We start from the raw sequence: 15,045 nt of genomic DNA on the forward strand, positions 1-15,045 counted from the left end.
CGGAACCTCTTCCGCTAAAAAAGTCCGCTCAACTTTCTGTTTCTGGCCTGTTTTTGTGAAAACAGGCCAGAAACAGAAAGTTGAGCGGACTGCCCTTTTCGTTCTGAAATAGAAATAGCTGAGAAGGCAAGCCCCGGCTATTTGGATGAGGAAACACTGTCTGGTTTACTGCTGAAGAATCTGCCCCGGCGAGACACCTTGGTTTTAAGGGTAATCTGCTCAATCACTTTAGCCCGCGGAAAGTAAATTTGCCACACGCCCCGCACTTGCCCCACCTCAAAGCCGCCCGGTTTGCCCTGGGCAGAGAACACCCGCAGTTGGTCAAGGGATTTTCCGGTAAAGTCTAACACGCTGGGCTCCTCACAGCTGGCGCAGTTACGGCGCCTGATCTGGATGGGCCGCTGAAACAGGAACTCCTGCTCTGGCACAGAGAAGGTGGTGGTGGAAGGCAGAGTTCCCCCCGCTGCGGCCCGTATATCCTGCCCAAGCGTTTGCTGCGCGTCTGTCTCAGAAGAGAAGGTTTTACGCGTTAACCGGGCCTTGTACCGCCGCAGAATGGACTGCACCAGGGGTAATTTCTCAGGCTGGGCTACAAACAGCTCCTGCTCTTTGGGCTGGCTCTCTGCGAGCTGAAGGAAAGCCCCCTCAATCTGGCTTACCACGGTGTCACCGGCGGCCTGAACCCACGCTTCCATGTCTTCCTGGGTAATGCGTTTTACTTTGTGGCGTTCAGCCTCTACGGCCATTTCTTTACCCCTGTCCAGCTTTTCTGGCTCACAGGCCCCAACCACAGCGCAAGCCCCCACTATTAATGCCCAAATCACTCTTTTTCTTGCCATTGCGTCTACTAACTGTAAAACAGCCGGTCATGTTTCTGGTGACAAAGATGGGGCACAATGCCCAAAGTTTCAATGGCCCACTGCTACATGACTGGTTTCTTTGACGTTAGCCTGAGCTGCTTTTCTACCCGCCTATAAACTGATACTCCTGTTTTAGGCCTGTTTTTAGGAAAACAGGCCTAAAACAGGTTTAAAAGAAAAGCCCGCTGCTTCTGCAACGGGCCTTTTCAACACAACAACTAATTAAAAATTTTACTGGTTGGGCAGCACCACCGGGTCTCCCAAGCCTAATTCTTTGAGGCCGGCCAGCTGGGTCTTGGCATCACCCACCACTACATAGATCATCTTGGCAGGGTCAATATATTGGCTGATCAGGTTTCTGGCTTGGGCGTAGCTCAGGCCTTGAATGGCGGTTTCTTCGCGCTTGAGGTAGTCAGCGGGTAGGTTGTAGGTGTTCATAGTTTCCAGCAGGCCCACCAGGCTGCCCAAGGTTTCATAGCCTAGCGCGGTCTGGCGCAGGAGCGCGCCTTTAGACGTGGCCAGATCCTGCTCACTGTAGCTGGTGCCGTAGCTCTTCAGAATCTCCCCAATGGTTTGCAGTGACTCTTTGGTAACATTGGTGCGCACGCTGGTAGAAGTCACAAACGTGCCCGGTGCCGTTGGCCTGCGGGAGAAACCTGAGAACGCGCCGTAGGTGTAGCCTTTCTGCAGACGAAGCACGTTGAACAGGGTAGAGGCGGAGCCCGCGCCCAGTTTGTGGTTGATGGCCTGCATCACGTCGAAATCTGTAGAGTTCACCGGCACCGCCAGGTACCCCGCGTAGATCACAGACTGCTTGGCATCTGGCTGGTCAATAAAGTACAAGCGCTTAGGCGGTGTGTTGATAGCCGTGACCGGTGCCGGAAGCTTTACCGGCTTGGCGGCCCATTTCTGCTCTAAGCTGGCCAGTGCCCTAGTCACTTCTTCTTTTTTTATGTTGCCGGCAATCTGGAAGCTGGCCACACTGGGCGAGAAGTTCTTCTGGTAGTACTCTTTCAGGTCTTGCAGGGTGATGCGCTCTACCGTGGCCATGGTGCCGCTGGTTGGGTAGGCGAAGCGGCTGTCTTGGCCGTACAGCACCTTGTTGAACGCCAGCGAGGCAATGGCATTGGGATTGGCCATGTTCTGCCTGATACGGCTCAGGGCGGCTTGTTTGGCTTTCGCAAATTCGGCCTCATCCCAGCGCGGCTCCAGCAGAATCTCCTCTACCAGTTTCATAACCTGCGGAAAGTTTCGGCTCAGCGTGTTGCCCGTGAGGGTGATGCCCTCTGAGCTGGCATTTACGCCTATAAACGCACCCAGCTGGCCAATGGCTTCCTCCAGTTGCTGGGCGGTCTTGTTTTTGGTGCCTTCTAGGAGCATGGCGTCTACCAGGGCGGCGGTACCAATCTTCTGCTGGTCATCTAGCTGCATGCCGCCTTTGATCAGAATGCTGAACTGCACCAGCGGCAGCTCATTCTGCTCAATGCCGTAGACTTTCATGCCGTTCTTCAACTGGCCGGTCCAGATGGCAGGTGCTGTAAAGCTGAAATTGTTGCTCAGCTCCGGCATCTTGCTGCGGTCAATCTTAGAAGGGGTTTTAGGGAACGAGGTAGGCTCCTGACCCAAATTAGCGCCTTCGGCCCCGGCCACAATCTTCTCTTCTACCACATCTGCTTTCACGGCACCTTTCAGGGCGAGCGCTTCCTGCCCCTTGGGCACAAAGCTGGTGGCCACGTAGGGTTTGCCTTTGATGTACTTGCGGTACACGTTCATGATGTCTTGCGCCGTTACAGCCTGGGTCATGGCAATGTCTTTCTGGGCAAAGGCGGGGTCACCGGCAAACTCATTGTACTGCGCCAGCTGAAACGCTTTGTTCAGCAGACTGGAAATGCCGTTGTACAGCGCCGTCTCTTGCTTGATCTTGAGGCGCTCCAGCTCTTTGGCGTCTACTCCTTCTTTCTCAAACTTGTCAAAAGCGGCCAGCAAGCCGGCCTGCACGTCATCCAGATCTTTTTTGTCAAAGGCCCGCACCCGTATTCTGAACGTACCGGCAATCTCATTGGAGTTCTGACCGGCAGAGGCACCGGGGGCCAGCTTTCTTTCCTCAACAAGGATCTTCTCAAAAGGTGAATTTTTGCCTTCGGCCAACAGGCTGCCCAGCATGCTCAGCGCGTATGAATCTTTGTGGTACTGCTCTACGGTAGGGTAGACCATGGTCAACTCTGGCACATTGGCAAAATTGTCTACATGGAACAGGGATTTGGTAGCAGATAATTTTACCGGCATGGGCGGGAGCGGCTTCACCTCTGGCTTGGTTTTCAGCTCCCCAAAGTATTTTTCAATGAGTTTCTTCGCCTCTGGCGTCTCAAAGTCACCGGTCAGCACCAAGGTGGCGTTGCTGGCGCCGTACCACTGGTCATAGAACTCCTTTACATCTGCCAGGGTGGCGTTCTGCAGGTCTTCCAGGGAGCCAATCACATCCCAGCTGTAGGGGTGGCCGGCAGGGTAGAGGTTCTTTTTGATGACGTAGTCTGTGTGGCCATAGGGCTGGTTGTCTACCCGCTGGCGCTTTTCGTTCTTCACCACCTGCTTCTCGTTCTCCAGCCCCCACTCGCTCACGGTGTTGATGAAGAAGCCCATGCGGTCAGACTCCAGCCACAGCACCCGCTCCAGCGCATCTTTGGGCACCACCTCATAATACACGGTTCCGTCTTCAAAGGTGCCGCCGTTAAAAGAGCCCCCCACCTGGTTGATGGCTTTGATGAAGTTGCCCTTGCCCACGTTCTCTGAGTTCTGGAACAGCATGTGCTCAAAGAAGTGCGCAAAACCGGTACGGCCCTCCTTCTCCCGGTTGGAGCCTACGTGGTACATGATGGCCACGGCCACCTTGGGGTCAGATTTGTCCTGGTGCAGCACCACCTCCAGGCCGTTGGGCAGCTTGTATTTCTCAGACTTGAGGGTAAACTGCGGGGCCGCGCTGCCCAAAGGTTTTGCAGAGGTCTTAGCGGTTGTCTTTTTTGCCACCTGCGCCCATGCCTGTTGGGGCGGGCTCACAGTCATACTGCCCAGCAGCAGTGATAGGCAGGCAAGGGTAAGTTTGTTGTTCATAGAGGAATTCAGAAATTAGGTGGTGGTGAGGTTCAGCCTTATATTAGTAGGCGAAAGCGGGAGTTTATTACACCTCACGGCGGCTTTTCCCCGTAGAGTGTCAGCTGGCGTTTTTGACCTGTTTTTGCCAAAACAGGTCAAAAACAGAATTTCTTTTACAGAGTTGGCTGGCGGGGCGCGTACGCAGCAAATACTGAAGAAACCTTATATTCGCTTTTGTTGTGCAACCGGTGAGGCAGCTCTCTGTTTTGGGCCTGTTTTCAGAAAAGCAGGTCAAAAACGAGTTTTTTCACGGCTGCGGTTGTTCTCCCATAGAAGCAGAAACCAGGCGGGGGGCGGCTTGGCGCTCCCCCTTTTACTGACACTCATTCCATGAAGAATAGAAAACTGATCTTGTTTCTTTTTTGCCTGGGCACGCTGTTGGCCTGGACGGCACTTTGCCTCACCTATTTCACCACCGGCCGCATAGAATGGCTCCGGTTGCTTACCTTCCTGATTTCAGGCATCCTGGCTTACGTAGTCTACCAACGCAAATGAGAAAGCACCTGCTGCTGCTGCTTTTCCTCTTCGGCGTCACCGCCGAAGCCTGGCCCCAGGCCACTGCCCCCGGGAGCATCCCTAAGAACAGGTACGGTCTGCCGGTAGTGACTACCGTGGCGCTGTACCGGCAGCAGGTGGCCCAGGACCCCAGCCATGAACTGGTGGAACTGCAGTCTTATGTTCCCGGTTTGGTGCTGGACATCAAATACGCCACGGCTGACAATCTGGTGGGGGAGCCGGTTTACAAAATAGCCGCCGCCTACGCCCGCAAACCCGTGGCTGATGCCCTCCAGAAAGTGCAGGCAGACCTGAAGCCGCTGGGGCTGGGCCTCAAAATCTATGACGGCTACCGGCCGTACCACGTTACAGAGCACTTCTTCAGAAAAGTGAAGGAAAAGGCCTACGTGGCTAACCCCAAAGACGGCTCCCGCCACAACCGCGGCTGCGCCGTTGACCTCACCATTGTCCGGCTCTCAGACGGGAAAGAGTTGGAAATGCCCACTCCCTATGACGCCACCGTGGTACAGTCTCACCCAGACTACCCGCACGTGTCTGCGCAGGTGAAGAAAAACCGCACTCTGCTCATTACCGTCATGGAGCGCCACGGCTTTACCGTTTTCCATAATGAGTGGTGGCACTATGACTTTAAAGATTGGCGCAGATTTCCGTTAATGGATATTCCGTTTGAAAAACTACAGGAGGGAAAGAAGTAGGCAGTTGCGTTTCTGGCCTGTTTTTCTGAAAACAGGTCAAAAACAGGAGGCGGGCGAAAGAAGGTTGCAATAGTTACAGAAAGGGCCTTACTTGCTGCTTCTGTTCCACAATACCTATCCTTTTCACAATGAAGCTATCTTTCCAGTTTAGGGCGGCGGCCTTTTTGGCTGTTTTGCTGGGGTTGTTCGCTCTTTCCCTTCAGGCCCAGGTGTCGCCTAAGCGCGAACTGCGCGGCGTCTGGATTGCCACTGTGGCCAACATTGACTGGCCCAGTCAGAAAGGGCTGTCGGCGGTGACGCAGATGGAGGAGTTCCGGTACATTCTGGATGAGCACCAGAAAAACGGCATCAACGCGCTGTTTGTGCAGGTACGGCCCACCACTGATGCTTTTTACCGGACCGACAAAGAGCTTTGGTCGCACTGGCTCACCGGCAAGCAGGGGCAGGAGCCTAATCCGCCGTATGACCCTTTGGCGTTCCAGATTGAGGAAGCCCACCAGCGCGGTATGGAATTCCACGCGTGGTTCAACCCGTACCGGGCCACCCATGACACCGTGAGCGCCAACATCTCACCCAAACACATCACCAAGACCAAGCCCGAGTGGTTTGTGACCTACGCCGGCAAGAAATATTTCAAGCCGGGTCTCCCCGAAGTTAGGGCATACATTGTGAACATTATCATGGACGTGGTGCGCAACTATGACATTGACGCCGTGCACTTTGATGATTATTTCTACCCGTACCCCACCAAAGACCCGTTTCCAGATGACGAGGATTTCGCCAAGTACGGCACTAATTTCACCAACAAAGATGACTGGCGCCGCTATAATGTAGATGAGGTGATACGGGTGCTCTCAGACAGCATCAAAGCCGAGAAGCCGTACGTGAAGTTCGGGATTAGCCCCTTCGCCATCTGGCGGAATGCCAGCCAGGACCCGCGCGGTTCAGACACCAAAGGTGGCCTCACCAACTATGACCATTTGTACGCAGATGTGCGGGGCTGGCTGGAGAAAGGCTGGATTGACTACAACGTGCCGCAGCTCTACTTCCATATTGGCTACCTCGTGGCAGACTACGCCAAAATGCTGGACTGGTGGGCTAAGAACAGCTTCGGGAAACACAATTATATTGGCCAGGGAACCTACCGCGTGAACAATGATGCCCGCTTTAAAGAGTGGTCAAATCCGCTGGAAAGCGGAAACCAAATACGTTTGAACCGAGCCAACAGCGGTGTGCACGGCAGCGTGTACTTCAGTTCTAAATCTGTGATGAGCAACCCGCTGGGCGTGCAAGACAGCCTGCGCCAGAACTTTTACAAGAACCCGGCCCTGGTGCCTACCATGCCCTGGAAAGACAACGTAGCCCCGTTGGTACCTACAGGCCTAAAGGCGCATGCCACTCTAGAGGGTGTGAGCTTATACTGGAATGCCCCGGCTCCGGCCCCAGACAAAGAAACCGCCCGTTACTACGTCATTTACCGCGTTCTCAGTGGCCAGACCATCAACCCGGAGAACCCGGCGCATATTCTGAAAGTACACAACGGCCCAACCTCTTTCACAGACACTTCGGCCAAGCCGGGACAACGCTATACCTACGGCATTACGGCTGTTGACCGTTTGCATAATGAAAGCGCCCTTTCCAGAACCGTGGCCGGCAAGCGGAAGAAGTAACATTTTGTATCACGTAGCAAGTAGCACGACCGTCATTTTGATAATAGCCCCACTTTCTGTTTCTGGCCTGTTTTTGTGAAAACAGGCCAGAAACAGAAAGTGGGGTTTTACGTTTTGGGTTACACCAATTTACCAGCTGGAAGTTTAGCAATTCCCTCACGTCAGCTGCTCTTCCGGATTTATCAATCCCCGTTCCCGGCTAGTTCAGAAAGCGTATCACGGGGATTAGCAAATCCCCGATAGATTGGTTCGGGAATATCCCCCCCGAACAGCAAGAGTGATTTAATTTGAAGATGAGGGATTTTAAAGATTGGAGCTTTTCAGGTGATTATCCTCTGTTCTGGATTAACTAATCTTCCATCTGCGTGCGTAACTAACTATTAAATTGAATATGCCTGTTTTTGACCTGATTTCAGGAAATCAGGCCAGAAACGGGAGGCAAGGTTGTCTCCCGTTTTTTATGAATAATTGCGTAGTTTTGAGCCATCTAAGTATTCACCATATTCTTACAAACATGAGCGTACGCATAGAGAAAGACACCATGGGTCCGGTAGAGGTACCCGCAGATAAATACTGGGGCGCCCAAACCCAGCGCTCCAAAGAGAACTTCACCATTGGAGGGCAATTAATGCCTGTTGAGGTCATTGACGCCTTCGCCATCTTGAAGAAAGCCGCCGCCTACACCAATGCTGAGCTGGGCGTGCTGCCGCAAGACAAAGCCGAAATCATTGGCCGCGTGTGTGATGAGATTCTGGCCGGTGAGCTGGCCGACCAGTTCCCGCTGGTGGTGTGGCAGACCGGTTCTGGTACCCAAAGCAACATGAACGTGAACGAAGTGGTGGCCAACCGTGCGCACGTTCTGTTAGGTGGTGACCTGATGGATGAGAAGAAGAAGATTCACCCGAACGATGATGTGAACAAGTCACAGTCGTCTAACGATACCTTCCCCACGGCCATGCACATTGCCGCCTATAAAGCCGTAACCCAAACCACGTTGCCTATGGTGCAGAAGTTGCGTGACACGCTACACAGCAAATCACAGGAATTTATGCACGTAGTGAAGATAGGCCGTACCCACTTGATGGATGCCACGCCCTTAACGCTGGGCCAGGAGCTGTCTGGCTACGTGTCTCAGTTGGACCATGGCATGCGCGCCCTCAGAAACACCTTAGACCACCTGAGTGAGCTGGCGTTAGGCGGTTCTGCCGTTGGTACTGGTTTGAATACCCCCCAAGGCTACGCCGAACTGGTGGCCCAGAAGATTGCCGAGTTCTCTGGCCTGCCATTGAAAACTGCGGAGAACAAATTTGAGTCGCTGGCCGCCCATGATGCCATGGTAGAGACCCACGGTGCTCTGAAGCAATTAGCCGTGAGCTTGATGAAAATTGCCAACGACATCCGGTTGCTGGCTTCTGGTCCGCGCTCTGGCATTGGCGAAATCATCATCCCTGAGAATGAGCCGGGTTCCTCTATCATGCCTGGCAAAGTAAACCCTACCCAAGCCGAAGCCATGACCATGGTGTGCGCCCAGGTCATGGGCAATGATGTGGCCATCTCAGTTGGCGGTATGAACGGCCACTTTGAGCTGAACGTGTTCAAGCCCGTAATGATCTATAACTTACTTATGAGTGCTAGACTTATTGGTGACGCCTGTGATTCTTTTGATAAACACTGCGCCGTGGGTATTGAGCCCAACTATGAGGTGATCAAGCGCCAGCTGGAAAACTCCCTCATGCTGGTCACTGCGTTAAACCCGCACGTAGGGTATGACAACGCGGCCAAAATAGCCAAGAAAGCGCATAAAGAAGGTACTACCCTGCGTCAGGCTGCTCTGGACTTAGGTCTGTTGACAGATGAGCAGTTTACGGAGTGGGTGAAGCCGGAAGATATGATTGGGAGTTTAAAGAAGTAACTTCCGTTTTTTAGCCTGCTTTGGCCAAAACGGCCTATAAAGAGAAAAGCCCCGCTGCAGTGCAGCGGGGCTTTTCTCTTTATAGGCCGTCTAGGTGTTTTATAATTCGATGTTATCTTTCTCTCCAGTAATCAACATTTGCAGCTCTCGGTGCATTGTTGTGAGTACCACGAAGGAAGAAAGTATAAACTCTACCTAATGCTATTGAAGTAATTGTAGTAGCTCCACTTGATGAGGTATAAGTATAATACTTTACAGGAGCAGCGGTACCCCAAGTACCTGCCTTATAGAAATCAACATTATAATCTCCTAATGGCACTTCAACATATTGACCAAATTCCTTAAAACCAATATTGGTTGCAATTACTGTTTCAACTTTTTCTACTGCTGGTGTAGTTCCAGAAGCAGCTTTTGCAGCACGAGTAGCTACTACGTCAAAGTTGTATGGAGCATTTGCCAAGTTATGAGCGAATCTGAAGTAAACTTTTGAAAAATCAGGTGCGGGCAAATTATCTCTAGTGAAAAGAAGCTCATAGGTAGCAGGCGTTACAATTTGCCCACAATTACCAGGTATTTCTGGGCTTGTATCTGTTGCAGGCACCGTCTTTCTTGTACCCATGACAACAGGTGTACCCACTAATATAGCTGTGTAACTTGCACCTCTATCTAACGTTACAGCTTTCTCTGCTATCTTATTATAAGGAGAAGCCAAAGCTTTCCAAGTTACGGGCTTACAATTATTGACCGCTAACTTGGCTGTATCATTAAAGGTATCCGGTGTCATGGTTGCTGTATCACGCACAATTAAATTAAATGATCCAGCAGGAACATTGGCATAACCATACGTACTTGGAAAGGTACTACCAAAAGCTAAACCCCGTAAGGCCCCATTTGCTAAGGCGGTGTTAGCTGTAATCCTTTGATCATTTAAATAATAATTGACATTTCCCGAACCTTCTACGTGGTTATACAATTTAACCAGTGCTCCATCAGAAACATAATCAGTACGCACTGGAATCGCATTATCTTCACAAGAGCTAAGTAAAAAAGCCGCAGCTGCTATAGTGAATAACTTATTGAGTGTATTTTTCATACTTATTCTGTCAATAATTAGTTTTTCTTGCTAAACCAAGTCTCATATGTGTGGAAAGCCGCGTCAAAACCACCAATTTGGCGCAATGCTTCTGCATTCCACAGATATTCAGAGTTATACCGTGGCCTAATTCTGTACGCTGGCATTCCACCATTAACCCCAAACATAGTTGGGTTGATCTGGAAAGCTGTAAATACATTATCATTCAAGTTAAGATCTGATCCAACCGTTACAGGATTTCCTGGCACATTTGTTCTTGAAGCTTCATCATACTTATCAAAGTAATGGTATCTTCTTAAGTCAGACCAAGTTTCCAGAAAGCCCCATCCCCATTGCGCTATATATTTTTGCAGCATGATATGTGAAAGAGTTAAATACGGTATTGGAAAGCCCTCCGGAGTCGTTGAGGGTTCTGTATTTGTAGGAATTAACCACGGATTGGTCATGTAAGCTGCTTTTCTACTATCAAAAGCAGTTCTTTCTTCTGCAGTTGTTAGGAAAGTCCTTGTGAAATCCATGTGCTTTTCAACCCCATTTTTGTAGGCAACTAAAGCTTCTGCCTTTTTATTGCTTCTGTATAAGGCCTCAGCTTTTATAAACTGCAATTGCGCATAAGTCATAATAGGAAAGCTGGCATTGTTTTGAAACAAGTATTTCCCTACTGTAGTTGCACTCGTAACATCTGAAGCAGTACCCCAAAGGTTCAAAGGTCTTTGCGTAGTAGTTGTATACTCTCCAGTACCAGAAAAACCTATACCTCTATATTGGCCGTCTCCAGCAGGAGCCAACATTGCAGCTATACGAGGATCTTTTAAGTGCTGCGTATTGAAGGCAGCTACAGGATCTTTTGTTTTTGGTACTGGCAAATTTGCAACAAGTTTTACTCGCACAGTATCTCTAGGTGGATTCGAATTAGGAACAGTTACTTTCTCATATTCCACATCACGAAGAGCGGGGTTAGTACCATCTAATAAACCTACAATGAATTTAGATTGCCGTAAGTTGATACCTGCGCTACCAATGTTTCCTCTTGACGGGCCAAAGAAGCTAGAGTTAGCTGTATTTGTACCCAAAAACTTAATAGCTGCATCATCTGCATTGCTGGCTAGAGCTTTATCTACATATTCAACAACCTTATCTGGTTCATAATTACTTTTGTTGGATAAATGGTTGGCATTAATAGCAAGAAGTCCATAAGCAAACTTCTCCCACTTACTTATGTCACCTGCATAAATTAAATCTGCATCTTTAGACATAGGGTTAGGATGCGGGTTAGCTTTTGCTTTTGCAAAATCAGCTATAGCCAACTCAGCAAGACGTTTTACTTCAGCATAAATAACCTCTTGCTTGTCATAATTGAAAGATGACTTGGTTGGGTCAAACGCTTCAGACATGATGATCTCACCATGTTGGTCTGTAGTCATTTGCCAGTTATAGGCCTGAAGAGCGTGGCCAATGCCTACAAATTCCCACTTCTGCTGCTCTTCTGCTTTCAGGATCATATCCCGCAGGTTAAGCCCCATGGTATAGTAGGTAGATCTCCAAAGAGTAGCGGCCGCATCACTGGCAGAAGCATACCCATGTCTATCCCAAGTCACATCCTGAGCTGCACTGAAAAAGTTTGAAGTATATTTCCCAATGTAACGACCATCATTTTGTAAGGCAATAGCCAACTCAGAAAGCATGGGTGCTAGGTATAAATGCGGGTCAACAACCTGATCAGGCCCGTTAGGGTTTGTGTTTACATCTAGCCATTCTTCACAGCTAACTGAACCAAACATAGCTGCTGCTATGAGTGTACCACATATAATTTTTTTCATTCTTCCTGTTTTTAATTAAAAGCTAACATTAATCCCAACATTTATTCCCATTGGCATTGGCAGGTTTCCATAGTCAAAGCCATATCCTCCACTACCACCAGTAGCTAAACTTGTAGCACTTCCAACAGGATCAAGTCCAGAATAATTTGTGATCAAGAATAGATCTGTGCCTGTTACAAACACACTTGCAGACTTTGCGAATTTTGTTCTTTGTAATAGTGCAGTTGGAAGTGTATATCTAAGTGTCACATCTCTCAATCTCAACCAATTGATATCTTTTTCTACATAATCAACTTCACCTGATGTAGCAGAGAAGAAGTTTGCGTCCCAAGCTGGATTGATCACAATATTGTTTCTGGTAGGATTAGCTGTATTCTCTAATCCGTCTTTTAATACACCACTATAAATTCTTGGCTCAAAGCGGTCAAGGGTTCTCATGCTCAAACCACGAACTGTTAAGAAATGTTCCGTTGCATTAAACACATCGCCACCTCTTCTAATATCTAATAAGAAGTTCAAAGACAGATTCTTATAGGTAAAAGTGTTTGTGATACCCATTAAGAAATCTGGAGTTCTATCACCTACTACTACCCAGTCTGTTGTCTGTCTGATAGGGTAACCTGTAGATGGACTAATTAAAATTTCACCTTTGTTGTTTCTTTCATATTCATACGCTGTGAATGAATTCACAGGCCCGCCAACCCTAGCACCATTTCTAATGTTATTATACAACCAAGTATCAGAACTATAATATTCCGGGATTGAAGAAGGCAATTTTACTAACTCAGAATAATTATGGCTATAATTAGCTGTAATATCCCAAGTAAAATCTTTAAAAATTAATGGAGTTGCATTGATTTGAAACTCGTATCCACCTGTTTCTATTTCACCTGCGTTAAATGTTTTCAGCACATATCCTGTACCATAACTTAAGCGCATACCTCTTACTATCTGCTCTTTAGAAACTTTTTTGTACGTAGCAAAGTCAATACCTAGCCTATCATTGAAGAACTTCATTTCAGCTCCAACTTCATAAGAAGTGGTCATTTCTGGATTAAGTGATTCTGAAGGCCCGTTGAAGGCATATCCGAAGCCAGCGCCGGTGGTAGTTCTAGGTTCTAGCCAAGGGCGGATCATATATGGGTCCGCATCTTTACCAACTTGAGCAGCAGAAGCCCTTATCTTACCAAAAGAGAGTACATTCTTGATGCCTGCCAAAGGAGCAAGTTCTGTAAATACAAAACTCAACCCTGCAGAAGGATAGAAGAAGGAGTTATTGTCTTTAGGTAATGTTGAGGTCCAGTCATTTCTTCCAGATAGGTTCAAGTATAGGAAACCGCCATAGCCTAAATTCAAGTTTGAGAATACGCCTACTAATCTTCTTTGAGATAACCGGTTCCTACCTCTGTGAGTAGTTGGATCTGTGTTTTCAATAGAATAAAGACCAGGTGCCTGGAATTTTTCACCATTTACTGCCTGCGTGAACCCGTTTTGGTCATTCACAGCACTGCCTAATTTAAAATCAGTAGAGAATTTATCGCCAAAGAATTTCTTAGTAATCTGAGCATAGTACTGGATGTTCAAATTTCTTGACGTATTGGTTGCTTGGTCAAAAACTCCACCTCTTGTTCCAGAAAGCCTAGACTCTGGGTGACGAACAGCCGTAATTTTTTGGGTAAAGTAATCAAACCCAACGTTACCTACAAACTTCAACCATGGTGCAGGGTCAATTACTAATTTCACATTAGTTATATATCTGTCGCTAACATTGTTGTTGGAGTTTTTGTTAACATTAAAGAATGGATTTTCCATTTCTGGGAAAGCCGTTGTACCGCCAGCCGTAAAGAATCTCCTAGTACCGTCTGGGTTCATGTACACGCTAGCATCATCATCTGAAGGCCAAGACAAAAGACCCAATAAAGGGCCGCCGCTTACATTAAAAATAGACTCTACATCTTGGTGTGTATAAGCAAAGGTCACATCTGAAGAGATGTATTTATTTAACTTTGATGTGATCGCTGAACTTAAAGTAAACTTATCTAAGCCTGTATTTGGGATAAATCCTTGGTTACCTGTATAAGATGTTGATACTCTATAAGTTGAAGCGTCTGTCCCGCCTGAAACAGATAGATTGTGCTTCTGGGTGTAGTTGGTTTGGAAGAAATTTTTTACGTTATCATAAAACTGGGTTCCCTCTGGGAATGGCTGACCAAAGTAAGTAGTGATGGTAGAACCTTCATCTGTCACCCCTAATGTACCTCTATCATAAATTCGCTGGATCTTTGGATATTTTCTAATTTTATCCATCCGGAAGCTATTGCTATAGTTGATTCTGGCTGCACCAACTTTCCCTCTTTTGGTAGTAATGACAATAGCACCAGAGGCCGCATCTATACCATATAGCGCTGAAGCTTCTGGACCTTTTAAAACTGTTATACTCTCAATATCTTCTGGGTTTATATCTGAAGCTCTGTTTCCATAATCCACCCCTCTGTTTTCAAGTTGCGCAGCACCAGCAAAATTAGCTGTACTAAAGGTATTATTACTTACCGGGAGCCCATCAACTACGAACAGAGGCTGGTTGCTTCCGCTTAAAGAGCTCACCCCCCTAATAGTAATTGAAGCTGAGGCACCTGGCAAACCAGAGGTAGCATTTACTTCAACACCTGCTACACGGCCTGCCAATCCATTTATAAAATTTTCACGCTGAGTTTGTGCCACATCTGCTCCTTTAACCTCTGTAATGGCATAACCTAGCGCAGCTTTTCTTTCTTCAATACCCAAAGCCGTTACAACAACCTCATCTAAGGCTTTAGAGTCAGTTCTCATCACCACATCAACTGTACTGGCGGCACCTACTACCTTCTCTTGTGGAATAGTGCCAATAAAACTGAATACCAGCGTGCCGCCTACAGGAGCCTGGATAGAATAACGTCCATCACCGTCTGTAGAAGCACCCACAGTAGTGCCCTTTAGCACCACACTCACCCCCGGCATGGGGGAGCCGTCATCGGAAGAAGTCACCCTCCCGGTAATGGTCTTGCTTTGGGCAAAACCTGCCTGAGCTATAAACAAGCTCATAGCAAACAACATAAGTCGTAATACTACTTTCATAGAAAAGGATTTAGGATAATTGTTGTGAATTTGTTTGATGCCTGTTTGGTCTAAGTCTTCAAAGAAGAGGAACAATATAATTGAGTTATGTAAAACAAAAGAACAAGGCAAAATAATGTGCAAGATAAAGCAATTATGCCTAAAGAATGTGATCCTAGTAATAATTTTATAAAAAGCAGATCTTAAAAAGCCCTGCATTTTAAAAAATCACAATG

At 47.9% G+C, this 15,045-nt stretch carries 9 protein-coding genes; 4 read left to right on the plus strand and 5 right to left on the minus strand.

All coding sequences use genetic code 11. The features are described 5' to 3' along the window. Positions 1-137 precede the first annotated feature (137 nt). Both FHS90_RS02960 and FHS90_RS02965 read right to left on the minus strand, forming a co-directional pair. On the minus strand, positions 138-839 hold the full coding sequence (locus FHS90_RS02960; protein WP_182511667.1) for a hypothetical protein: 702 nt from the start codon (positions 837-839) through the stop codon (positions 138-140). A 252-nt stretch (positions 840-1,091) separates the two neighbouring features. Beyond that, positions 1,092-3,968 carry a M16 family metallopeptidase gene (locus FHS90_RS02965; protein ID WP_182511669.1) on the minus strand — a complete coding sequence of 959 codons (2,877 nt, stop codon included), beginning with the start codon at positions 3,966-3,968 and terminating at the stop codon, positions 1,092-1,094. Between the two features lie 372 nt (positions 3,969-4,340). Between FHS90_RS02965 and FHS90_RS02970 the strand changes: the two genes are divergently transcribed. The 4 genes from FHS90_RS02970 to fumC all read left to right on the plus strand — a co-directional run bounded on the left by FHS90_RS02970 (position 4,341) and on the right by fumC (position 8,803). After that, on the plus strand, positions 4,341-4,505 hold the full coding sequence (locus tag FHS90_RS02970; RefSeq protein WP_161947715.1) for a hypothetical protein: 165 nt from the start codon (positions 4,341-4,343) through the stop codon (positions 4,503-4,505). Continuing rightward, positions 4,502-5,221: a M15 family metallopeptidase gene (locus FHS90_RS02975; protein WP_182511671.1), complete on the plus strand. Its 720-nt coding sequence runs from the start codon at positions 4,502-4,504 to the stop codon at positions 5,219-5,221. The genes FHS90_RS02970 and FHS90_RS02975 overlap by 4 nt, the downstream gene beginning before the upstream one ends. Positions 5,222-5,349: 128 nt before the next feature. Next, positions 5,350-6,891: a glycoside hydrolase family 10-like protein gene (locus FHS90_RS02980; protein WP_182511673.1), complete on the plus strand. Its 1,542-nt coding sequence runs from the start codon at positions 5,350-5,352 to the stop codon at positions 6,889-6,891. A gap of 514 nt (positions 6,892-7,405) precedes the next feature. Beyond that, entirely contained in the window at positions 7,406-8,803 is a 1,398-nt protein-coding gene (gene fumC, locus FHS90_RS02985; RefSeq protein ID WP_066839511.1) for a class II fumarate hydratase, read from the plus strand. Positions 8,804-8,915: 112 nt separating this feature from the next. On the opposite strand, the gene FHS90_RS02990 is transcribed toward fumC, so the two are convergent. The 3 genes from FHS90_RS02990 to FHS90_RS03000 are packed head-to-tail and all read right to left on the minus strand — an operon-like array spanning position 8,916 to position 14,905. Then, positions 8,916-9,896: a DUF4397 domain-containing protein gene (locus FHS90_RS02990; RefSeq protein WP_066839509.1), complete on the minus strand. Its 981-nt coding sequence runs from the start codon at positions 9,894-9,896 to the stop codon at positions 8,916-8,918. Between the two features lie 17 nt (positions 9,897-9,913). Then, positions 9,914-11,716, minus strand: a complete 1,803-nt coding sequence (locus tag FHS90_RS02995) for a SusD/RagB family nutrient-binding outer membrane lipoprotein (RefSeq protein ID WP_074988009.1) — start codon at positions 11,714-11,716, stop codon at positions 9,914-9,916. A 15-nt stretch (positions 11,717-11,731) separates the two neighbouring features. Next, positions 11,732-14,905: a SusC/RagA family TonB-linked outer membrane protein gene (locus FHS90_RS03000; protein WP_246386631.1), complete on the minus strand. Its 3,174-nt coding sequence runs from the start codon at positions 14,903-14,905 to the stop codon at positions 11,732-11,734. Positions 14,906-15,045 lie beyond the last annotated feature (140 nt).

Origin of the sequence: Rufibacter ruber, from assembly GCF_014138425.1 — a bacterium.
In the GTDB taxonomy this organism is placed as follows: domain Bacteria; phylum Bacteroidota; class Bacteroidia; order Cytophagales; family Hymenobacteraceae; genus Nibribacter; species Nibribacter ruber_C.